Source organism: Altererythrobacter epoxidivorans (genome assembly GCF_001281485.1).
Classification (GTDB): Bacteria; Pseudomonadota; Alphaproteobacteria; order Sphingomonadales; family Sphingomonadaceae; genus Erythrobacter; species Erythrobacter epoxidivorans.
In genome coordinates, this window is the sequence record NZ_CP012669.1 from 1814630 (window position 1) to 1836532 (window position 21903).

25 protein-coding genes are annotated in these 21903 nt (G+C 62.2%); 15 read left to right on the forward strand and 10 right to left on the reverse strand.

Annotated features, from left to right (window positions below; translation table 11 throughout):
• Positions 1-233: 233 nt before the first annotated feature.
• From AMC99_RS09160 to AMC99_RS09175, 4 genes are read right to left on the reverse strand one after another with little or no spacing between them, the layout of a single operon-like run.
• Entirely contained in the window at positions 234-1034 is an 801-nt protein-coding gene (locus AMC99_RS09160) for a hypothetical protein (RefSeq protein ID WP_061925779.1), read from the reverse strand.
• Positions 1018-1386 (reverse strand): hypothetical protein, encoded by a 369-nt coding sequence (locus AMC99_RS09165; protein ID WP_198143509.1) that lies wholly within the window; start codon positions 1384-1386, stop codon positions 1018-1020. The genes AMC99_RS09160 and AMC99_RS09165 overlap by 17 nt, the downstream gene beginning before the upstream one ends.
• A 16-nt stretch (positions 1387-1402) precedes the next feature.
• Entirely contained in the window at positions 1403-2416 is a 1014-nt protein-coding gene (locus AMC99_RS09170; RefSeq protein ID WP_061925782.1) for a cysteine synthase A, read from the reverse strand.
• A 42-nt stretch (positions 2417-2458) separates the two neighbouring features.
• Complete coding sequence (locus tag AMC99_RS09175) at positions 2459-2776, reverse strand: 2Fe-2S iron-sulfur cluster-binding protein (protein WP_061925784.1); 318 nt, start codon at positions 2774-2776, stop codon at positions 2459-2461.
• A 104-nt stretch (positions 2777-2880) separates the two neighbouring features.
• On the opposite strand from AMC99_RS09175, the gene AMC99_RS09180 reads away from it, so the two are divergent.
• The 3 genes from AMC99_RS09180 to AMC99_RS09190 all read left to right on the forward strand — a co-directional run bounded on the left by AMC99_RS09180 (position 2881) and on the right by AMC99_RS09190 (position 6534).
• On the forward strand, positions 2881-3498 hold the full coding sequence (locus AMC99_RS09180) for a DNA-3-methyladenine glycosylase family protein (RefSeq protein ID WP_061925788.1): 618 nt from the start codon (positions 2881-2883) through the stop codon (positions 3496-3498).
• 83 nt (positions 3499-3581) lie between these two features.
• Positions 3582-5648 (forward strand): S9 family peptidase, encoded by a 2067-nt coding sequence (locus tag AMC99_RS09185; RefSeq protein ID WP_083440129.1) that lies wholly within the window; start codon positions 3582-3584, stop codon positions 5646-5648.
• Positions 5649-5727: 79 nt separating this feature from the next.
• Complete coding sequence (locus AMC99_RS09190) at positions 5728-6534, forward strand: SDR family oxidoreductase (protein WP_061925791.1); 807 nt, start codon at positions 5728-5730, stop codon at positions 6532-6534.
• Here the strand turns inward: AMC99_RS09190 and AMC99_RS09195 are convergent, their stop codons facing one another.
• Positions 6535-6843, reverse strand: coding sequence for a 4a-hydroxytetrahydrobiopterin dehydratase (locus AMC99_RS09195; RefSeq protein ID WP_061925794.1), 309 nt, complete (start codon positions 6841-6843; stop codon positions 6535-6537).
• Positions 6840-8177, reverse strand: coding sequence for an APC family permease (locus AMC99_RS09200; RefSeq protein ID WP_061925797.1), 1338 nt, complete (start codon positions 8175-8177; stop codon positions 6840-6842). The genes AMC99_RS09195 and AMC99_RS09200 overlap by 4 nt, the downstream gene beginning before the upstream one ends.
• 111 nt (positions 8178-8288) lie before the next feature.
• Here AMC99_RS09200 and ccmA point away from each other — a divergent pair, with 111 nt between their 5' ends.
• A complete protein-coding gene (gene ccmA / locus AMC99_RS09205) occupies positions 8289-8882 on the forward strand; it encodes a heme ABC exporter ATP-binding protein CcmA (RefSeq protein ID WP_061925800.1) in 594 nt (197 codons plus the stop codon).
• A complete protein-coding gene (locus AMC99_RS09210; RefSeq protein ID WP_061925804.1) occupies positions 8879-9529 on the forward strand; it encodes a heme exporter protein CcmB in 651 nt (216 codons plus the stop codon). Before ccmA ends, AMC99_RS09210 begins: the two co-directional genes overlap by 4 nt.
• On the opposite strand, the gene map is transcribed toward AMC99_RS09210, so the two are convergent.
• Positions 9526-10356 (reverse strand): type I methionyl aminopeptidase, encoded by an 831-nt coding sequence (gene map / locus AMC99_RS09215; RefSeq protein WP_061925807.1) that lies wholly within the window; start codon positions 10354-10356, stop codon positions 9526-9528. The genes AMC99_RS09210 and map overlap by 4 nt on opposite strands.
• 39 nt (positions 10357-10395) lie before the next feature.
• Positions 10396-11232, reverse strand: coding sequence for a PdaC/SigV domain-containing protein (locus tag AMC99_RS09220; RefSeq protein ID WP_061925810.1), 837 nt, complete (start codon positions 11230-11232; stop codon positions 10396-10398).
• Positions 11233-11285: 53 nt separating this feature from the next.
• Between AMC99_RS09220 and AMC99_RS09225 the strand changes: the two genes are divergently transcribed.
• From AMC99_RS09225 to glnA, 5 genes are all read left to right on the forward strand, one after another.
• Positions 11286-12674, forward strand: coding sequence for a leucyl aminopeptidase family protein (locus AMC99_RS09225; RefSeq protein ID WP_061925813.1), 1389 nt, complete (start codon positions 11286-11288; stop codon positions 12672-12674).
• A 95-nt stretch (positions 12675-12769) separates the two neighbouring features.
• The gene (locus tag AMC99_RS09230; RefSeq protein WP_061925816.1) at positions 12770-13111 is read left to right on the forward strand and encodes a hypothetical protein; all 342 of its coding nucleotides are present in this window, start codon (positions 12770-12772) and stop codon (positions 13109-13111) included.
• A 21-nt stretch (positions 13112-13132) separates the two neighbouring features.
• Positions 13133-14059: an N-acetyl-gamma-glutamyl-phosphate reductase gene (gene argC, locus AMC99_RS09235; protein WP_061925819.1), complete on the forward strand. Its 927-nt coding sequence runs from the start codon at positions 13133-13135 to the stop codon at positions 14057-14059.
• Positions 14060-14319: 260 nt separating this feature from the next.
• Positions 14320-14658 carry a P-II family nitrogen regulator gene (locus tag AMC99_RS09240; RefSeq protein ID WP_061927879.1) on the forward strand — a complete coding sequence of 113 codons (339 nt, stop codon included), beginning with the start codon at positions 14320-14322 and terminating at the stop codon, positions 14656-14658.
• A gap of 96 nt (positions 14659-14754) precedes the next feature.
• Positions 14755-16164 (forward strand): type I glutamate--ammonia ligase, encoded by a 1410-nt coding sequence (glnA, locus tag AMC99_RS09245; protein ID WP_061925822.1) that lies wholly within the window; start codon positions 14755-14757, stop codon positions 16162-16164.
• A 69-nt stretch (positions 16165-16233) separates the two neighbouring features.
• Here glnA and AMC99_RS09250 read toward each other — a convergent pair whose 3' ends face one another.
• Positions 16234-17217, reverse strand: coding sequence for a hypothetical protein (locus AMC99_RS09250; RefSeq protein ID WP_061925825.1), 984 nt, complete (start codon positions 17215-17217; stop codon positions 16234-16236).
• Positions 17214-18275 (reverse strand): alpha/beta hydrolase family protein, encoded by a 1062-nt coding sequence (locus AMC99_RS09255; protein ID WP_061925828.1) that lies wholly within the window; start codon positions 18273-18275, stop codon positions 17214-17216. The genes AMC99_RS09250 and AMC99_RS09255 overlap by 4 nt, the downstream gene beginning before the upstream one ends.
• A 125-nt stretch (positions 18276-18400) precedes the next feature.
• Between AMC99_RS09255 and AMC99_RS09260 the strand changes: the two genes are divergently transcribed.
• The 5 genes from AMC99_RS09260 to AMC99_RS09280 all read left to right on the forward strand — a co-directional run bounded on the left by AMC99_RS09260 (position 18401) and on the right by AMC99_RS09280 (position 21891).
• On the forward strand, positions 18401-18886 hold the full coding sequence (locus AMC99_RS09260; protein ID WP_061925831.1) for a hypothetical protein: 486 nt from the start codon (positions 18401-18403) through the stop codon (positions 18884-18886).
• A gap of 24 nt (positions 18887-18910) precedes the next feature.
• Positions 18911-19471, forward strand: a complete 561-nt coding sequence (locus tag AMC99_RS09265) for a hypothetical protein (RefSeq protein ID WP_061925834.1) — start codon at positions 18911-18913, stop codon at positions 19469-19471.
• Positions 19472-19572: 101 nt separating this feature from the next.
• Positions 19573-20193, forward strand: coding sequence for a lysozyme (locus AMC99_RS09270; protein WP_061925837.1), 621 nt, complete (start codon positions 19573-19575; stop codon positions 20191-20193).
• Between the two features lie 61 nt (positions 20194-20254).
• Positions 20255-21304: a hypothetical protein gene (locus tag AMC99_RS09275; protein WP_061925840.1), complete on the forward strand. Its 1050-nt coding sequence runs from the start codon at positions 20255-20257 to the stop codon at positions 21302-21304.
• An 11-nt stretch (positions 21305-21315) separates the two neighbouring features.
• The gene (locus AMC99_RS09280) at positions 21316-21891 is read left to right on the forward strand and encodes a fasciclin domain-containing protein (protein ID WP_083440130.1); all 576 of its coding nucleotides are present in this window, start codon (positions 21316-21318) and stop codon (positions 21889-21891) included.
• Positions 21892-21903 lie beyond the last annotated feature (12 nt).

Consider the following 21903-nt stretch of genomic DNA (forward strand, 5'->3'; position numbering starts at 1 on the left):
ATATCGCGGGCATGGCGGGGATGGAAGGGAATTTTACGGGATTATGCGGGATAAGATGGTAAATAACTGATTTACATATGTTTTAAGTATGTCTGATTTAACCTCACAACATGGACCGAGATTGAGAATAACCCCGCAATAGGCTGAAATATGATGGAAATCGGGTTCGACTCGCCGTTTTCGAGTCGATTTCCCGCAAAATCCCTGATTGACGATTCCGCCGATCGAAAGCGTCAGCCGAATGCTGCGTCGAGCAGGGCGAGGATCGTGTCGTCGCCAACTCCCTCGCTGCCCGGTTGTTCGAACATCGCGGCATCCGCAACGATGGTCGCCCGCCCTTTGCCGACTGTGCAAACCGCCACGACGCCGCCAGGCTTGATCGTGCAATCCGCCCTGCCCTCATCGCCGTCTTCGCCGAACGGGAGGAGTTCGCCGGCCATGACGGTCGGTATCTGGTCACCGACAGCATCGACCATACGAACGTCGAATGACTGGCTGTCGTCATATTGCATCATCAGGCCCCACCGCGCCATGACGGGCGGGATCAATGCGGAAACGGTCGGGTGGCGCGGATCGCCCAGCGAATAATCGTACCGTCCCGACAACATCGGGTCGAGCACGAGAAGCAGCTTTCCGCCCTTGCGCACCCATTCGTCCAGCGCAGCATTGTCGGCCGGACTGATGCTTCGCGGCTGGATGATCGCAAGCCGCTCCATTCCCGCGAGGGGATTGGCCGGCGGCGCATCTGCCGAGGGGTCAATGTCCGCGCCGAGTGCATCGAGAGGCTGGATCAGATAGTGACGCTCGATCACCCCGCGCATCCACGGATGGGGTGCATCGCCCGAGGCAATCGTCGCCATATCGGCGCCCTCGCCCCAATAGATCGGCAGGCTGGTCATCAGCCCCATGGGCTCACGCTCGGCCCATTGCTCGTCCGGTTCGTTCAGAGTGCCATTGGCGAAGAGGGCATAGGCGCCGACCGCCAGAGCGACCGCCACGAACAACGCCGCGACCAGCCTATTGCGGCGAGGCATTGCCATTCGCCTGGGCACCGTCCGCAGGCGCCTGCGTCGCCTGATGCTGCGGATTGGCATCGGGCTCTGCCGGAAGGTCCGGAACAACGCCAGCATCTGCCAGCGGATCGCTCAGCGGCGCAGAAGCACTCGGTTCGGTCGTCGGCGCTGCTTCGGGAACGGATAGCGAATCCGCCACGCGAGCGCGATCCTGTATGACGCTGGCCAGCCCGACCAGAAGGATCATCCCGCCAAGCCCGGTCAGACCGACCTGCAGGCGGTGCATCGCCTCTGCCCGCGAGCCACCGAGCGGTGCCGGGACAGCCCGTTCTTCATCGGGGCCGAGCAAGGAAAAGAAGGGCTTTTTCGCCATAGCGAGGTTCAGCCTATCACGCCGCGTCGAGCCAGTCGAACACCGGCAGGCCTTTCGAGCGCAGCCAGTCGGCGTTGTAGAGCGTCGAGAGATAGCGGAAGCCGCTGTCGCACAGCACTGTCACGATGCGCGCATCCTTGCGCCCTTCGGCCACGAACTGCTTGCCCATTTCGATCGCTCCGGCAACATTGATGCCCGAGCTGAGACCCAGGCACAGGCCCTCTTCGCGCAACAGGCGCGCGACCCAGTGCAGTCCTTCCTCGTCCGAGATCCGGAACTGCGTGTCGATCGGTGCACCTTCGAGGTTTCCGGTAATGCGGCCCTGCCCGATGCCTTCTGCGACCGAAGACCCTTCGGCCTTCAACTCGCCTTCGGCATAGTAATTGTAGAGCGCGGCTCCATGCGGATCGGTCAGGGCGATGCGGACGTTTTCGTCCAGCTCCTTCAGCCCCATGCCGACGCCGGCAATGGTACCGCCCGTCCCTGCCGCGCAGGTGAAACCGTCGATCCTGCCATCCAGCTGTTGCCACAGCTCCTGCGCCGTGCCTTCGATATGGGCCTTGCGATTGGCGGTATTGTCGAACTGCCCGGCCCAGATCGCGCCTTCGGTCTCTTCCGCCATGCGGCGCGAGACATGCTGGAAGTGATTGGGATCGGCATATTTCGTCGGCGGGACCAGGACCAGTTGCGCGCCCAGCGCCCGCAACGTGTCCATTTTCTCCTTGGACTGGTTGTCGGGCATGACGATGATGGTCTTGTAGCCGAGCGCATTGGCGACCAGCGCCAGACCGATACCGGTGTTACCGGCGGTCCCTTCGACGACGGTTCCGCCGGGTTTCAGGTCGCCGCGTTTCTCGGCATCGCGGATGATGTACAGCGCGGCGCGATCTTTTACCGAACCGCCGGGATTGGCGAATTCGCACTTGCCCCAGATTTCGCATCCGGCAGCCTCGCTCGGCCCCTTCAACAGGACGAGCGGCGTATTTCCGATAAGATCGAGCGTCGAGCCGAAAGGCTTCGTGATATTCATGGACGACGAATTAGGCATTCGCGCCTTTCGCCGCAATGAAGATCAATCTTCATCCGCGATAGTTACCTTGAGGCCGTCGAGATCGCTGGTGAACGGGATCTGGCACGACAGGCGCGAATTCTCGTTCCGGTGGTCGGAACTTTCAAGCAGATCGTCCTCGTCTTCGCTCATCGCGGGCAGCTTGTCCTTGAAGGACGGATCGACATGGATGTGGCACGTCGCGCAGGAACAGCAGCCACCGCACAGGGCCAGCAATTCGTCGAAACCATTGTCGCGGATCGCTTCCATCACGGTCAGGCCATCATCGACCTGGATTTCGGAAGTTTCGCCTTCGCGGGTAGTGACAATCAGCTTGGGCATCTAATTTCGCTTCCTTCTTGGCGGGTCCGGTCACGGCCCCTATCTGCTATTTGCGCGGTTCGCTAAGGTCTGGCGCGCCAATTTGCAAGCGGGGGGAGATGCGAGTGGGGTTGACGGCAGGACAAATCCGCAGCTCGCTGGACGAACTGGCGCAGCGGGAGCCGCGCATTGCAGCCGCGCTGGAGCGCGTCGGATATCCGGAAGAACGCATTCGCCCGACCGGCTACAAGACCCTGCTTCGCACCATCGTCGGACAGCAGGTCTCGGTAGCTGCAGCATCGTCGATGTGGAACAAGCTGGAGGCAGAGCTAGGTGAGGACTTTACCCCGCACTGCGTGCTCGAACGCGATTTCGATACGCTTCGTGCCTGCGGCCTGTCCCGGCAAAAACAGGGCTATGCCCGCAGCCTGTGCGAACTGGTCGCCAGCGGCGATCTCGATTTCGACAGCCTACCTTCCGATGACGAGGAAGCGATTGCGGAACTGACCCGCATCAAGGGCATCGGGCGCTGGTCGGCCGAGATCTACTTGCTCTTTGCCGAAGGGCGCGCCGACATCTGGCCCGCTGGCGATCTCGCCGTGCAAGAGGGGGTCAAGCGCCTGCTCGAACTGGAAGAACGCCCGTCCGAAAAAGAAGCGCGTGCGATTGGCGAGGCCTGGGCCCCGCACCGGGGCGCGATGGCCATCTTTACCTGGCATTTTTACGCCAACCCAGCGCTTTAAAAAGGAAACTTTGCCTCACGCGTCAAACTGTGTTAGCCAAATAACACACGAATTTCGCAACCGGAATCAGGGGAGAATCCAACATGCTCAATTCGAAGCTTCTGGCCCGCGTCGCAGTCCCTGCGATGGCCGCTGGCCTTCTATCCGCCTGCACCACCTATCAAGAAGAGCCGCCAATGACCGCAAATGCCGCCACCGTTCCTGCAGAAGCCGAACTTATCTCGCGCGATGCATTGTTCGGCAATCCGACCCGCTCCGCCGGACGCCTCAGCCCGGACGGCAAATGGCTGAGCTGGCTTGCGCCGAAGGACGACGTGCTCAACGTATGGATGGCACCGGCCGACAATCCCGACGCGGCCAGGGCGATGACATCGTCGACCGATCGTCCGATCCGCCAGTATTTCTGGGCACCCGACTCGCAGAGCCTGCTATACGTGCAGGACAAGGGCGGGGATGAGAACTTCCTGCTTTACGGGATCGACCTTGAAACCGGCAAGGAAACCACCCTTACCCCGTTCGAGAAGACCCGCGTCCAGGTGATGGGCACTTCGGAAACGATCCGCGACAAGATCCTCGTCGGCCTCAACAACCGCGATGCGCGTTTCCATGACGCCTACCTGCTCGACCTCAACACGGGCGAGCTGGAACTGGTGATGGAAAACAACGCTTATGCAGGCTTCCTTGCCGACGACAACCTGACGCTGCGCATGGCCATCCGCCCGAATGCAGCGGGCGGCATGGACTTCTTCCCCATTACCGACGGCGAAATTGCCGAGACGCCGAGCGACACCACAACGCTCGAAGATTCGCTGACCACCCAGCCCGCCGGTTTCACCACCGATGGCAAGACAATGTACTGGATCGACAGCCGTGGCCGTAACACCGCCGCGCTGATCGCACAGGACGTCGCCACCGGCGAAAAACGCATCATTGCCCAGAACGACAAGGCGGATATCGGCGGTGCCATGTCCGATCCGAAGACTGGTGAGATCGAAGCCTATAGCTTCACCTACCTGACCACCGAATGGACCGCGATCGACCCTGAAATCGGCAAGGCGCTGGCCTTCCTCGACAGCAAGCTCGACGGCGATTTCGGCGTCCAGTCGCGCACCGATGACGACAGCAAGTGGATCGTCTGGAACGACCCGCTGACCGCGCCGACCCGCACCTATATCTACGACCGCAAGGCCGGGACGCTGGACGAATTCTACACCACGCGACCGGAGCTGGAGGGCGCACCGCTCCAGCCGATGCATCCGCTCGAAATCAAGAGCCGCGACGGGCTGACCCTGCCCTCATACCTGACCCTGCCGCCTGGCAGCGACAGCAATGGCGACGGCGTTCCGGACAAAGCCGTGCCGATGGTGCTGATGGTCCACGGCGGACCCTGGGCGCGCGACGGCTATGGCTACAACAGCTATCACCAGTGGCTCGCCAACCGCGGCTATGCGGTGATGTCGGTCAACTTCCGCGGCTCGACCGGTTTCGGCAAGGATTTCATCAATGCCGGGAACATGCAGTGGGGCCTCGCCATGCATGACGACCTGATCGACGCGGTCGATTATGCCATCGCGAAGGGCATCACCAGCAGCGACAAGGTCGCCATCATGGGCGGTTCCTATGGCGGCTACGCGACACTGGCCGGATTGACCTTCACGCCCGACAAGTTTGCTTGCGGTGTCGATATCGTCGGCCCTTCGAACCTGGAAACTCTGCTGTCGTCGATCCCGCCCTATTGGGAACCGATGATCGCCCAGTTCCACGAACGCATGGGCAATCCGGCGACCGAGGAAGGGCTCGCCAAGCTGAAGGCCGCCAGCCCGCTCTACAAGGCGGACAAGATCGTGAAGCCGCTGCTGATCGGACAGGGCGCCAACGATCCGCGCGTGAACCAGGCCGAAAGCGACCAGATCGTCGAGGCAATGAAGGCCAAGGGCATTCCGGTGACCTACGTCCTCTATCCCGACGAAGGGCATGGTTTTGCCAAGCCGGCCAACAACATCGCCTTCAACGCGATTACCGAGAACTTCCTCGCGACCTGCCTTGGCGGACGCGCGGAGCCGCTCGGCGGGACGGTCGGCAATTCGACCGCCCAGATCGTGGAAGGTGCGAATTACGTCCAGGGTCTGTCGGGCGCAATTGCCGACTGACATTGATGTTAATAGCTGACAAAGGGGCCGCGCGGGGTTACGCACCTTGCGCGGCCTTTTTGTGCCTGGGGAGAGCAAAGTGAGCACTAGGAAAGCAATTTTCATCACCGGCGGCGGTTCGGGCATCGGCCGTGAAACCGCGATCTATTTTGCCGAACGCGGCTGGTTCGTCGGCCTCGGTGACGTCAACGAACAGGGCATGCGCGACACCGAAGGACTGCTGCCGGGCGGCTTTTCCTATTCCCACAAGCTGGACGTGCGCGATCGCAAGCAATGGGACGAAGCGCTGGAAGCTTTCGCCACCGCGGCCGGTGGCCGGATCGATGTCGTATTCAACAATGCCGGTGTCGGATCGGGCGGTGAACTCGCCGGGATGGAGCAGGACGAGATCGATCGCTGCCTCGACGTAAACCTCCGCGGCGTCATTTACGGCGCTCAGGCGGCCTATCCCTATCTCAAGAAGACCGCGCCCGGCTCAGCCCTGATCAACACATCGAGCGCTGCCGGGATCATGGGCACGGGCGGCATGAGCATCTATTGCGCGACCAAGTTCGGTGTTCGCGCCGTGACCGAAAGCCTAGACGCCGAATGGGCAGATGACGGGATCACGGTTGCTTCGATCTGCCCGTCCTTCATCGACACGCCGCTGCTTGACGGCACGGGAAGCCGCGGGTCGAACGAGCTGATCCGCACCCGCGTTACCGAAGCGGGTCTGGAAATCACACCGGCCAGCGAAGTCGCCAAGGCAGTGTGGGACGCAGTGCACGGCGACGAGCTGCACTATCTTGTCGGCAAGACGGCAAAACGGCTAAATTTCGCGAAGCGCTGGATGCCGGGCCGTGCCCGCAAGATGGCGCGCCGGAACCTGAAGCCGCTGGGCCAGTAATCAGCCCAGAAGGGCTTCGATCGCCTCGACCATCTTCACGTCGCGTGCCGACAGGGCGCCGCCGCTTTCGGGCGCGGCGTCATGCGTCGTCAGCGTTATTTCGACCCGGTTGTAGACGTTGAACCATTCGGGATGGTGGTCGTGCTTTTCCGCGATCAGCGCGACACGATTCATGAAGCCCCAGGCCTCGCTGAAATCGGCAAAGGCGAACTTGCGCTCTATCGCGGCCCCGTCGCGGGCAAGGCTCCATTGGCGATGATCGGACAGGAGCGCATCACGCTCGGCTTCGGTCAGTTTGGCAATGCTCATGCGCCGCCCTCTACATCATCGATTGCGGCGAGGACAACGCGGCGTTTCAGCACGTGGCGGAACAGCACCCACAGCACCGCGACGACGATGAAGCCCGAAAGACTGTAGAGCGGGTCCTGCACGATGAATACTATCAGCAGGCTGCTCGCCATCGCCAGTGCGAAGACGATGCTGGCGGGATATAGCGGCATGCGGAACGGCCGGTGGAGGTCGGGTTCCTTCCGGCGAAGCGCAATGACGCTTAGCATCACCAGCACAATCAGCCCCTGCCCGATCGAAACCGTCATGCTCGACAGCGCCTGGTAAGTGCCGGTGAGGATGAAGGATGCCCCAATCGCCGTCGCCAGAGCCATCGCCCGCAGCGGCGTTCCGCGCTTGTCCACCTTCGCGAAATATTCCGGCAGGATGCGCGCCCGCGCCATCGCATAATGCGCCCGCGCCGCAGACATGATCTGGAGGTTGGTGATCGCGCCGACCGACAGGACCCCGAACAAGGTCAGGAAGTAATCGCCCCGTTCGCCGAAGACCATTCCGGCGGCATCCGCTGCAACGAGATTCGATCCCGCCATCTGGTCGGGCGTAAGGACGTGGAGCATGGCGAGGTTGAGCAGGACATAGATCACCGCGACCGAGATGATGCCGCCAAACAATGCGCGCGGGACCTGCCGTCCGGGATCGCGCATTTCCTCGCCGTAATAGACCACTTCCCACCAGCCGTTGTAGGTGTTGTTGATCACGAGGATGGCGGTGCCCATGGCCAGCAGGCCCGACCGGACAATCGGCGTGGTTTCGACCGGCTCTACCGCCTCGCCCGCAAACAGCGCCACGATCAATCCCACCAGCACCAGCCCCTTGAGCGTCGAGAAGGCGATCTGGCTCGCCCCGCTCGACCGGGTGCCGCTGGCGTTGAGCAGTGCGAAGAGGACCGTGACGACGAGTCCCATCTCGACCGGTCCCAGCCTGCCGCCGCCTACGCCCAGCCGGACGAGAAATTCACCTGTGACAAAGCCCAGCATGGCAATCGTCGTGACCTGCAGGAACATGGTGGCAAATGCCGCGGCAAGTGCCATTCGGTCGCCCAGCGCGCGGTGGATGAAGGCGAACTGCCCCCCTGCCCTGGGGATTGCCGCGCCCAGTTCTGCATAGGGTAGCGCGCTCACCATGGCGATCAGCGCGCCGGCAATCCACAGGCCGATGATCACTTCGGGCGATCCGGTCGCATCGGCGACCACGCCGGGCGCACGCAGGATGCCCTGGCCGACCACTGCGCCGATCACGGCAGCGAGGCCAAAGCCCAGACCGAGTACCCGCAGAAGCCTGTTGTCCTGCCCCATTACCTTCCCCCCAGAAGCCGTTCACGGGCGAGACTGCGGTGCAAAGCCGCCCATCACAAGTGAAAAACGCGCACTTGGCGCGTCGCACCGGAGCCTCTATCGCATCGCGCAATGAACGACCCTGGTCAGCCCCGCCTTGTTGCGACCGATCTCGCTTGCCGCAGGGGCGACCGCGTCCTGTTCCGCAGCCTGTCGCTGTCGGTGAATTCGGGCGAGGCGCTGCACGTCACGGGGGCCAACGGGATAGGCAAGTCCAGCCTGCTGAGAATCGTCGCCGGATTGCTGACGCCCTTTGCAGGAAAAGTGGCAAGCAAGGGGATGATCGGGCTGGTCGATGAACGCCCCGCACTCGACCCGGAATTGCCGCTCGGCAAGACGCTCGATTTCTGGCGAGGGATCGACGGAGCAGCAACCGACGGTGAAGCACTGACTGCGCTGGGGCTCGAACCGCTGCTCGATATCCCGGTGCGCTACCTTTCGACCGGCCAGCGCAAGCGTGCGGCGCTGGCACGGCTCATGTCGCAAGGCGCACCGATCTGGCTGCTCGACGAACCGCTCAACGGGCTCGATCGTGATGCCGTCGCAATGGTCGAAGGACTGGTTGCCGGACATTGCAAGGCAGGCGGCCTGGCGGTGATCGCCTCGCACCAGCCTGTCGCGATCGAAGGGCTGCGCGAACTGGCGCTGGAGGAATACGCGGCATGATGATCGCGCTGCTCCGCCGCGACCTGTCGCGCCTGTTCCCCTTCGCCGGAAGCGGCGCGGCGCTGCCGCTGCTGTTCTTCCTCGCCGTGGCGATGCTTTATCCCTTTGCGGTCGGGCCGGATGCGAACCTGCTTGCGCGCACAGGCGGCGGGGTGGTCTGGATTGCCGCCCTGCTTGCAGCGATCCTGCCGCTCGACCGGCTGGTGCAGGAGGACATTACGCTGGGCGTGTTCGACCAATTGAAGCTGCGCGGGGCGAGCGAGGAACTGGTGATGACAGCGCGGCTATTGGCGCACTGGATCAGCTTCGGTCCGCTCCTCATCCTCGCGACCTTTCCCGCCGCGGCCTTGCTCAACCTCGAAGGGCAGACGCTGCACCTGCTGCTGCTGGGACTGCTGGCCGGAACGCCGGGCCTCGCCGCCATCGGGCTGATGATTGCGGCTCTTACCGCCAGCCTTCGCGCTGGTGCTGCACTGTCAGGCCTGCTGCTGATCCCGCTCGCCCTGCCTATCCTGATCTTCGGTGCGGGGGCGCTCGCCCGGGGCGATGCCTCGAGCGTCGGTTTCGCAGGAGCAATCAGCCTGGTGTTGTTCGCCGCCGCGCCCTTCGCAGCAGGTGCCGCGATCAGGGCAGCTCGCGAAACCTAGGCGTAGGGCGGCTTGTGCAGGCCCTTGGGGCTTTCGGTGAAAATCTCGACCCCGTCCTCGGTGATGCCGAGCGAGTGTTCGAACTGCGCCGATAGCGACTTGTCACGCGTCACCGCAGTCCAGCCGTCGCCCAGGATCTTGGCCCATGGCTTGCCGGTGTTGATCATCGGTTCGATGGTGAAGAACATGCCCGGCTTCAGTTCCGGACCAGTCCCCGCCTTTGCTGCGTGCACGACTTCGGGTGCATCGTGGAACAGCTTGCCCAGGCCGTGACCGCAGAATTCGCGGACGACGCCATAGCGGAACTGGCGAGCGTGTTCCTCGATCGCAGCGCCGATATCGCCAAGCCGCGCGCCCGGTTTGGCTGCGGCTTCGATCCCCAGCATCAGACATTCATAGGTCACTTCGACCAGCCGCTTCGCCTTGATCGCCGGTTCGCCGACGAAATACATCCGGCTGGTGTCGCCGTGCCATCCGTCAAGCTGCGGGGTCACGTCGATATTTACGATATCGCCGTCCTTCAGCGCCTTGTCGCCCGGAATGCCGTGGCAAATGACATGGTTGATCGAAGTGCAGCAGCTGTGAGTGTAACCGCGATAGCCGAGCGTTGCGGGGACCGCGCCGCCGTCCAGCGTCATCGTGCGGACGAGATCGTCGATCTGCGCGGTGGTGACGCCGGGCTGCACGAAAGTGGTCAGTTCGTCGAGGATTTCGGCGGCCAAGCGGCCCGCCCTGCGCATGCCCTCGAACCCTTCCGGTCCGTGCAGCTTGATGGTCCCGTCACGATAGACGGTGTCTGAGTCTTCGACGATCTGGTACTGGTGCATGCGGGCTATCTAGTGCTTCTGCCCGCAAATTGCGAGCGTTCAGCGCTTCACGCTGAAATAGCGCGCGTATTCCGGTTTGACCGTCTTAATCACCGCAGCATCCACTGGCAGGTTGATCTCGTAATCCCCTTCGGCATAGGCGCCCGCGACATAGGGACCGTAATAGGCGCCAAGCCGGTCGAAGGTCTTGCCGTTGGACGAACCGACGAACAGGACGGTTTCCTCTATGCCGGGGCAATTGTTCGGCCATTCGCCATAGCTGTCGGGAATTTCCCCGCCCCGGCGCTTCAGCCGCTCGCGGTCGAGCCCGGCGCAGGCACGCTTCGAGATGGCGCCATGGATCGCAGCCCGGGATGTGAACAGTTCGGTGGGATCGAGCAGTTCCTTGGCCTCGCGGTCCCAGATCGAGGAATCCTTGCCGTAAAGCCCATGCGCACCGCCGGTATAGGTGTAGAGCATGTTCGACAGGCTGAGGAAGCGCGGCAGGTCGGCGACCACTGCATATTCGTTCGAATAGCTGCTGTTTCGGCAGGACACGGCATCAGGCGGACAATCCTTGATCATCACGTTCCAGTCGTCGGTGACGGTCCGCAGCATCTTTTCGCGGTGTTCGCCCAGCTGCTTTGCGAGTTCGGGTTCCGCACTCACCTTGGCAGGCCAGGTGTAGGTGAAATCCATTGCACCACCGCCCGGCTCGTCCAGTTTCTTCTTGAAGGAATAGCCCTGCGCCTCGCTTTCGCTCGATGCCGTTGCCGACGCTTGCGCTGGCGAAGTCGCCGCGCTGGCAGTCGCTTGCGGAGTTTCCTCTGCGACCGGCGCTTCGGCAGAGCAGGAGGCAAGTGCAGTCGCGGCAACCACAGTGATCAAAGCGCGCATAATTTCGCAAACCTCCTTGTGACAGCGGGGCTATCGTCACTAACTAGCGCAATATGACCGACAAGACCGACCTTATCCAGCCGGATCGCGGACAGGACGCGATTCCCATCCACCTCGTCAACAAGGACGGCTTTGCAGACTGGGCGAAGAAACTCTCTTCGGGGCAGCGTGCAGCGCTCGCCGCGCAGAAGTTCGAGGGCGCCGGATACCAGCACGCGATCGTGCCCGATGGCGATGGCTGGTTCGTGGTCGGCGGCGTCGCCAATCCCGATGACCTGTCGAGCTGGTGCCTCGCCAAGCTGGCGGAAGTCCTGCCCGAAGGAACCTATCGCCGCGCCGATGGTGAGCCCGGCGCTGCAATGCATGGCTGGCAGACCGGCCAGTACCGCTTCACCCGCTATACCAATGACGAAAAGGCGCAGGGTCCACGCATTCTGCTGACCAAGGACGTCAAGAGAATCGAGCCAGCCATGGCAGAGGCGCGCGCGGTCAAGCTGGTGATGGACCTCGTCAACACGCCGGCCGAGGACATGGGCCCTGCTGCGCTCGAGGAAGAATTCGAGCGCCTCGCCAAGGCGCATCATGCCAAGCTGAAAGTGACCAAGGGCGACACGCTGGAGCAGGAATATCCGATGGTCTACGCTGTCGGCCGTGCCGCTGCGCGCCATCATGCACCGCGCATCATGCACCTGACCTGGGGCAAGGAGAAGGATCCGGTCGTCGCCATCGTCGGCAAGGGCGTGACCTTCGATTCCGGCGGTCTCGACATCAAGCCCGGCAGCGGCATGCTGCTGATGAAGAAGGACATGGGCGGCGCTGCCCATGCCATCGCGCTCGCCGAGCTCGTCATGAAGGCACACCTGCCGGTTCGCCTCCACGTGCTGGTCCCGGCGGTCGAGAATGCGATTTCCGGAAATGCCTTCCGCCCCGGCGACGTGCTCAAGACGCGCAAGGGCATCACTGTCGAAATCGGCAATACCGATGCCGAAGGCCGCCTGATCCTGGGCGACGCGCTGACCCGGGCGAGCGAGGAAAACCCCGAACTCATCATCGATTTCGCGACCCTGACCGGTGCCGCCCGCGTGGCGCTCGGCCCCGAGCTGCCCGCGCTCTTCACCCGCCGCGACGAGACCGCCGATGCACTGATCGAAGCGGGAAAGGCGAACGACGACCAGCCGTGGCGACTGCCGCTGCACCACGGCTACGACGAATATCTCAATTCCGATATCGCTGACACGAACAACGCCCACGGCAACGCCTTTGCCGGAGCGACCGTGGCAGGCCTGTTTCTCGACAAGTTCGTCGGCGAAGACATCGACTGGGCGCACTTCGACACCTTTGCGTGGCGCCCTGCACCCAAGCCGGGACGTCCCAAGGGCGGCGCGGCCTACGGCCTTCGCGCAGCTTTCCACATGCTTCGCGCCCGCTACTCTGGAGAATAAAGCGCGCTCGGCTAACTTGCCGGAAAGGCATTCGCCGTATAAGCGGCCCGGCACCCACCCGAACGGGCACAACTAACGCAGAGGATTGCGCCGAAGTGAGCGGCAACGCGACTTACCAGGTTCCAGATGGCCCGCTGTGCCTTGCGGGGCCGGTTGCACGTCCGCAGCCCGGCACGCACCCCTTGCGCGGCGACCTTGCCCATATCGCGCTCGCCGGAACCTATCTGGCAGCACATTACGTCGTGCCGCAGCCGGGCGAGATCGGCCCTGACGGCGCCGAAATGCACCTGATGCCGCGCGATGACAGCGAAGTGTCGATGACACTGGAAGCGGGCACGGCGTTCGAAATTCTTGACGTTGCCGGTGACTGGGTCTGGGGCTGTCTCGGGCCGAAGGGTCCCTCGGGCTATATTAAAGGCAATTGCCTCGCAGGCTGAGCCGCGTATTAGCCTTGCGCCATGACACAGCGCATTTTCATCGACGGAGCCGCCGGAACCACCGGCCTCGAAATTCGCGAACGGCTCGCTGGCCGCGACGAATTCGAACTGATCGTGCTCGGCGATGAAGAGCGCAAGAGCGAGAGCGCGCGCCGCGATGCGCTGCATGCCGCCGATATCGCGATCCTCTGCCTGCCCGACGATGCAGCAAAGGAGTCGGTATCGCTGGCAGAGGGATCGGACACCCGCTTCATCGATGCCTCCAGCGCGCACCGCGTGGCAGACGGCTGGACCTATGGATTCCCGGAATTGATCGGGCACGACACGATCGCCAATGCGCAGTTCGTTTCCAATCCAGGTTGTTACCCGACCGGTTTCCTAGCCCTGGTCGCACCGCTGGTGAAAGCTGGATTGCTTCCAGCGGACTGGCCTTACACCGTCAACGCGGTGAGCGGATATTCGGGCGGCGGCAAGGCGCTGATCGAGCGGTTCGCGCAGGAAACCGATTTCGCCTTTCGCGCCTATGGCCTTGGCGGCGGACACAAGCATTTGCCTGAGATGAAAGCCTATGCCGGGCTTACCCATGCGCCTGTCTTTTCGCCCAGCGTTGTCCCTGCCCATCGCGGCATGATCGTCGATGTCCCGCTGACGCTGGCGGCGATGGAGCAATCGCACTCGCCCGCGGCGCTGCTGAATGAACTCCAAAGGTTCTACGACGGCTCGGATCTCGTTTCCGTTCACGGCGATGTTCCGGGTGAGCTTCTGCTGCACGAAGGCGCTCCGGCGTGGGACGGGATCGAGCTCTGGGTTTGCGGGGACGCGGCAGGCGCTCAGGTGCGGCTGGTCGCGCGGCTCGACAACCTCGGCAAAGGCGCGAGCGGGGCCGCGATCCAGAACCTCAACATCATGTGCGGCCTCCCCGAAACCACCGGCCTGCGCCTCGGTTGATCGGCCTATGATGCCTAAAATTTAGGCATCACCCGTCTGCCTTTTGTGCAGCGCCTGTGCCTGCGACATTTTCTTGCTTGCCCTGCCCCAAGCGTGAATGGGGTTTGCGCCGCGCACAGCATCCTCTATCGGTTTCGTATCCACGCCTTGGCACGATTCTTGGATAAGTTTTGGTCAAGGATTTAGACTAGCTGCCGGTCTTGCGCTTCGCGACGGTCGAAGAGGCAACGCCGGATCGATGTGCCGGGGGCAAAAGCCACGTGAAAAAGATCGAAGCGATCATCAAGCCGTTCAAGCTGGACGAGGTGAAGGAGGCGCTGCACGAAATCGGCGTGTCCGGCATCACCGTGACCGAGGCCAAGGGTTTCGGCCGCCAGAAGGGCCATACCGAGCTCTATCGCGGCGCCGAATATGTCGTCGATTTCCTGCCCAAGGTTAAACTCGAAGTGGTCGTCAGCGACACGATCGCCGAACGCGTGGTCGAAGCGATTTCCTCCGCCGCGCAGACCGGCCGCATCGGAGACGGCAAGATCTTCGTATCCTCGATCGAAAACGCCCTTCGCATCCGCACGGGCGAAAAGGACGACGACGCGATTTAAGTGCTGCGCGCGGCCTGCGGGATCGGGCGCAATCCTCTCAACCCCCGGATCCAACCGGGCACACAAACGATAAAACTAGCTGGAGGCTGACTACCAATGAGCAAGGCGAAAGACGTCCTCAAGACTATCAAGGACAATGAGATCGAGTGGGTCGACCTCCGCTTCACCGACCCGAAGGGCAAATGGCAGCACCTGACCATGTGCGCCGGCGTGATGGGCGAAGACGAGTTCGAAGACGGCCTGATGTTCGACGGTTCGTCGATCGCCGGCTGGAAAGCGATCAACGAATCCGACATGATCCTGAAGCCCGACCTCGACGCGACCTGGATCGACCCGTTCAGCGCCACGCCGATGCTGATCATCAACTGCGACATCGTCGAACCTTCGACCGGTGACTGGTACAGCCGCGACCCGCGCACCACTGCAAAGCGCGCCGAAAACTATCTCAAGTCGACCGGCATCGGCGACACGATCTATGTCGGCCCGGAAGCAGAATTCTTCATGTTCGACGATGTGCGTTTCGAAGACGGCTATGCCGGTTCGGGCTTCGCTATCGACGACATCGAACTGCCGACCAACACCGGCAAGGAATACGAAGCCGGCAACATGGCGCACCGTCCGCGTGCCAAGGGCGGCTACTTCCCCGTGGCCCCGGTCGACAGCGCTGTCGACATTCGCGGCGAGATGGTTTCGACCATGCTCGAAATGGGCCTGCCCTGCGACAAGCATCACCACGAAGTTGCCGCCGCACAGCACGAACTGGGCCTGACCTTCGGCACGCTGGTGCAAACCGCCGACCGCATGCAGGTTTACAAGTATGTCGTGCATCAGGTCGCCCACGCCTATGGCAAGACCGCGACCTTCATGCCCAAGCCGATCAAGGAAGATAACGGTTCGGGCATGCACACCCACATGTCGATCTGGACCGACGGCAAGCCAACCTTCGCTGGCAATGAATATGCCGGCCTGTCGGAAAACTGCCTCTATTACATCGGCGGCGTCATCAAGCACGCCAAGGCGCTGAACGCCTTCACCAACCCGACCACCAACAGCTACAAGCGCCTGGTGCCGGGCTTCGAAGCACCGGTGCTGCTCGCCTATTCGGCGCGCAACCGTTCGGCATCGTGCCGTATTCCTTACGGCGCAGGCGACAAGGCGAAGCGCGTCGAGTTCCGTTTCCCCGATGCGATGGCCAACCCCTACCTCGCCTATTCGGCGCTGCTGATGGCTGGCCTCGACGGGATCCAGAACAAGATCCACCCGGGCGAAGCCATGGACAAGAACCTCTACGACCTGCCGCCGGCAGAGCTCGCCGAAGTTCCGACCGTCTGCGGCAGCTTGCGCGAAGCCCTGGAAGCCTTGGAAGCCGACCACGAATTCCTGCTGAAGGGCGACGTGTTCACCAAGGACCAGATCGACGCCTATGCCGAACTGAAGTGGGAAGAGGTCATCCGTACGGAAACGACCCCGTGCCCGGTCGAGTTCGACATGTATTACAGCATGTAATAGACATCTGCCCCATGGGCGGAAAGAAAAGGCGTCCGGAGCGATCCGGGCGCCTTTTTCTGTTATGGGTCAGCGATCGGGCTTCCTGACCGGACTGACCCTGATCACTGGAGGCGGCTTGCCTTCCATTTTCTTGCGGAAGCGTTCGCGGCTTGCCTCTTCTTGCGCCTCAAAGGCATTTTCGCAGAACCGGCCCAATGGCCCCTCGTCCTGCCGCTTCGCGATGCTCCGGGCCTGCTCCCAGCTTACGCCTTCGACCACGCAGATGCGCGGGTTTGCCTTACCCATCGAAAAGCGCTTGTGAAAATAGAGCCGCGCACCGTCGCTCAAGTCGGCAAAGCCCTGCTGCGGTCTGAACGGGAATAGCGCCATGCTGCGGATGACGCTGCGCTCTCCTGCCGCAAGGTCGAGGGCACGTTCGACGTCGAATGCGGAATCGTACCGATTGGGCAGCTCCACCAGCATGGCCCTTGCCTCCCCGAACTCTTCGCTGCGGCTGAAGACGGCATAGCCATCGTCTGCCAGGCTGGCGCGATATTCGGCCTGGATTTCCCGGTCGAACTCCTGCGGCTGGCAATCGGGACCGGGGAACAATGCGGTCAGCTCGTTGCCGCGGGCAAGGCGCGAAGGTTCGGGCAGTTTGCTGGCCGTCAGCACGAACCTGCATGCCGTCACCCGCTCTTCACCCCCGACATGGCGAACCAAGTCCCAAGGCCGCTCGCCGCGCATGCCGGCATAGGGTGCTAGGAAAGGGACGACATAGAAGACACCGCCGTCCGGACCCATGGCCCCGACGAGATAGCGCTCCCCGTAAAGTCCGGTCTGTTCGGCCAGCGGCACTGTGTCGAAACCCAATTCCGCCGCTTCGGTCGCTGCACGTTGCTGCAGGCTTTCGCGTAGTGGCGAGAGGCGGTTCATGCGCGGATTGGGATCAGGCTTGTCGGCGGGCGGGACGACGATTTCGACTTCACCGAAGACCACCGGTTCTTCTGCTCCAGCCGTGCATCCCAAACCTAGAGCCGCGGCGGCAAACAGGACTGGCACCCGCTTCATTGCGCGCCCTCTGCCGGCATGTCCGGCCTCGTGCGGAAACGCTCGAAGTACGCCAGCGTATGCCGCATCATGTCGGCATGGTTCAGCGTCATCCCGTGGGTGTCGCCAAAATATAAGTGCAATTCGACCGGCGTACCGGCGGCGCGCATACCCTCTGCCACATCGACCGCGTCCTGCGGATCGACGCGCCAGTCGTCGGAACCATGAAAGATGATACCCGGCACCTTGATCTCGCCAGCCCACTTCGAGGCGGAACGCCTCGTCAGCGCAGCTTCGCGTCCATGCGCATGATAGTCCGGCATCATTTCCGCATACATGTCCTCGAAGCCGGGACGGTTCTCGACATTGCGCCACAGGTCGGAAACGCCGGCCTGTATGCTGAACGCACGCAGCGGGCTGTCACCCTTCGCGAGCTGATAGGTCATCATGCCCCCTCGCGATCCGCCAAAGGCGAAGACGTTGGCCGTGTCGACATAGCCCAGGCTCTCGGCCAGCGGGATCAGGGCGCGCACGTCATCGACGTCGTCGCCGCCGAATTCGTCCTCTCCCTCGCTTCCGGGGCCGCCGCGATATTGCGAGGCGAGGACGACATATCCTGCCTTCAGGAAGTCGTACCAGCCCCAGTTCATCCAGGCTGCCATCCCGCCGAAATCGCGGTTGCCGCCGCGATTGGCGATGATCAGAGGCAGAGCCTCGCCAGCGGTATCGACCGGCTTCCACAGGAACCCGGCAATCTCGAGCCCGCCGCTCGCATAACGGATTTCGCGACATTCGAAGCCTTCGTAGGCGAGACGTTCGGCAAGTTGATCCTCGGTCAGCGATGCCTGCATGAGCAATGCGTCCGGTATGGGCGGCATCGCTATCCCTTCCCTTTCGGCAAAGGCTATCTCCCGCGATACGGCCAGTTTCTGGCGCTTGAGATAGAGCGCGTGGGTCATATCCCGCATCGGCTCGCACGGCTCGGAAGAGATCAGCGTTCCATCCGGCAAATCGGTCGCGCTCGCAGGCGCAACCGCTACGAAAGCGAGCAAGATGCTCGCAGCACTGGCAAATTTCATTCATCCCCCCGGGCTTGCTTGCCCGCCACGCTAGGGCGCGGACAGGTACAGGGCAACTCCTTCACATTATCGGGCGGAGCGTTATGGTCGGACCGAGCAAAGACGGAGCGGGAATGGTGCCTTCAATGAACTCACGCAGATTTGCGATCGCAATCGCTTCGTCCGCCTTTCTTGCAGCACAGCCGGCATCGGCAGCCGACTGTGACGCACTGAAGGCGATCTTCGCGGCCCACGCTTCCAAATTCGAAGACCTGAAGGGCGAGATGACGTCGGGCAGCATGATGACCTACAACTACGCAGTGAAATCGGGACCGGGCAGCGCCGGTTTCGCAGCGTCAGATTGCGTAATACGCAGTAACTCACGCACCATGACATACCGCTGCGAACTGGGGTTCGACGATGTCGAAGCCTTGCAGTCTGCCTACGACATTGGCGTTGCCGATCTGGGTCGATGCCTCGTGAACAAGAACTCTTCCCGGACCTCCGACGTACAGCAGGAAACTGCCTTCGTTCCCGCGCAGGGCCACGAAGGCACGCTTAGGCTTGGAACGCGTCGCAGCAATGGCGGTGACCTGTGGCTCTATCTTTCGATCTACGCCCTGAAACCGTAATCCTGGCCGGGCGTTTCGAGGGGTATGATAAAACACCCCGTCTTAGCCCCCTTCGTACTCGCCACAATCGCGCTCGCTGCCTGTTCTCCCGAACAAGACGCCGCCGGACCGACAGAAACGCAAGCCCCCGATCCGTCCGTTCAAGCACCCCCCGATAGCGAGGCTGTTGCCGATCCGGACCGCAATCTGGATCCGCCCATCCTGACGCCGGAAGCAGAACGCGGCGAAACCGGCGCCCGCAACGTCCTCGTTTCTTTTGCGCGGGACATCGAACTGGAGCGGTATGATGCCGCATGGGAACTGCTGAGCGCTGCCGACCGGAAGAAATGGCCCAAAGCCGAATTCGCCGTCATTTTTTCCGATCTCGAGGAAGTCACCGTCGCGGTGCCGACCGGCGAAATGGAAGGTGCAGCCGGCTCGCTCTATTACACGGCGCCGGTCACGATAACCGGAACCGATGTGATCGGTCGTCCGGTCACGATCGAGGGTGAAGCAATCCTGCGCCGAACAAATGACGTTGACGGCGCTACCCCCGAACAAAGGCGCTGGCATTTCCAGTCGCTATCGCTCGACTGGACGCACTGAGCGAGAAAATTGCTTCGCCAGCCGACCCGAAGGTGACTGGCAATTTTCCTACTCGGGGTTTTTCTGCCTAATCGCTCGGCCTTTCAGCAAAGAGGCAAGCGATGAACCGCAAGATCATTTTCGATACTGTCCGCAAGCTTATCGGCAGGGGTTTCGACCAGCCCGAAGTCGACGCTCTCGACAAAGCCCTCGACACCACCATCGATGAGAATCGAAATCGCGATCAGGACAGTGTTCCATGTGTTCCATCCAGTAGGATTCCGCGCCGTGTCGGAGATGCGGGAATTGCGCTGATCAAGCAGTTCGAAGGCTGCGCCCGGCTACGCAAGGACGGGCGGATAGAGGCCTATCCCGACCCCGGCACGGGCGGTGCGCCGTGGACGATTGGTTGGGGCGCAACAGGAAAAGGCATCGGCCCGGGGACCGTCTGGTCGCAGGATGAATGCGATGCGCGGCTCGAAATCGACCTCGCTCGCTATGCGGCAGACGTTGCCCGAGCGGTCGGGGATGCGCCCACCAGCCATAACCAGTTCGATGCGATGGTCAGCTTCCATTACAATACCGGGGCCATTTTCCGCGCAACGCTGACAAGGAAACACATCGCCGGAGATTACGACGCAGCGCTGCTGGAATTCGCCCGATGGAACCGCGCCGGAGGCAGGATTCTCAAGGGTTTGACCCGCAGGCGGTCAGCAGAAGCGCGACTCTATTCAACGGTTTGAGTCAAAATGCTGCGGAACTAGAGCGCGCCGACGCCCGTTGGAGAGGCAAAGGAGACATCCAATGTTGAAGCTGCTCGCAAGTACGGCGGCTCTTGCTCTGGCAGTCACACCTGCCCTTGCCGATACCGGTAATGGCAAAGGTAATGGCAAGGGCAACGAAGCCGCACAGATGAAGGGCCAGGGTCAGGGTCAGGGCAACGCCAATCGTGGCGGTCCCGACAAGGCCAAGAACGACGCCAATCGCGGCGCTCAGAAGAGCGCTAAAAACGACAATCGAGGCAACAATGGCAATGCCGGAAACGGCAATGGAAATGGCAACGGCAATCGCGCTGCAAAAGCCGTCAAAGCCGCCGGTTCCAATGGCCCGGGCAACAATGGCAATCGCGGAAACGCGCCTGTCTTCGCCAGCAAGAATGGGAAGTCCAATGGCAAAGCCAATGCCGTGCGTGGCCGCGACTATCGCGACGAGGTCGATCGCTATGCCCGCGACTGGAACGAGGGCGATTACGCCGGGCGCTATCTGCGGCAGGCCATGGAATCGAACCGTGGCCTGATCGACGGTTGCCCCCCGGGCCTCGCCAAGAAGAACAATGGCTGCCTGCCTCCGGGTCAGGCGAAGCAACGCTATACTTCCTATCGCCCCGACTACTTCGGCCTGCGTCGCTTGTCGGGCGGCAACTACTATTACAACGACGGATACTTGCTGCGTTACGGGTCGGGCGGCCTTAGCGGTTTCATCCCGCTGCTCGGCGGAGCACTGTCGATCGGGCAGACCTGGCCGGACTATTACCAGCCCTACGAACTACCTCGCTATTACAGCCAGTATTACGGGCTCGGCGGCTATGACAGCTATCGCTACGCCGACAATGTCATCTACCGCGTCGATCCCGAAACGGCAGCGATCACTTCGATCGCGGCAATGCTGACCGGTGACGAGTTTACGGTCGGTCGTCCGATGCCGTCGGGGTATGACGTCTACAACGTGCCCTATGCCTATCGTGATCGCTATTACGACACGCCCCAGGCGCGGTACCGTTATTCGGACGGATACGTCTATCGCATCGACCCTGAAACTGCCCTGATCGCTGAAGCGATCAACCTGCTGATCTGACGAGGACGACCATGATTAGACACAAACTCAGGCCGACCTTGGCCGCCATCGCGGCTCTGTCGCTCGTTACGCTATCGGCATGTTCGGAAGAGCCCGCCGCCAGCGACGACCTGACGACGCAGGAGCGCACGTCGCAAACCGTCGCCGCGATAGTCGGGGAACGCAGCGATCTTTCGATCCTGTCCGACGAACTCAGCGACAGTGGCTTGTCCGCGATTTTCGACGGGCAGGCGAGCTATACCGTCCTCGCACCGCTTGATACGGCATTCGAAGGCATGGAGGGCGGCACGGAACTGCTGTCCGACGAGACCAAGGGCGCGCTTGTCGCAGCGATCCTGCGCGAGCACATGGTGCCCGGCGCGCTTTCGCCCGAAGCGATCCGTGAAGCGATTGCCGACAACGGCGGCCCCGTGACCGTTCGCAGCTTTGGTGAAGGCGATCTCAACTTCGCGCTCGAAGGCGACAAGATCGTCGTCACCGGACCGAATGGTACGAAGGCGACAATGGCCGGTGGTGCACTCGTTGGCAGCAACGGCGTCGTTATTCCGATCGATGGCGTTCTTGCCACCATTCCGGGCGAAGCCTGAGGCTCACTCTCA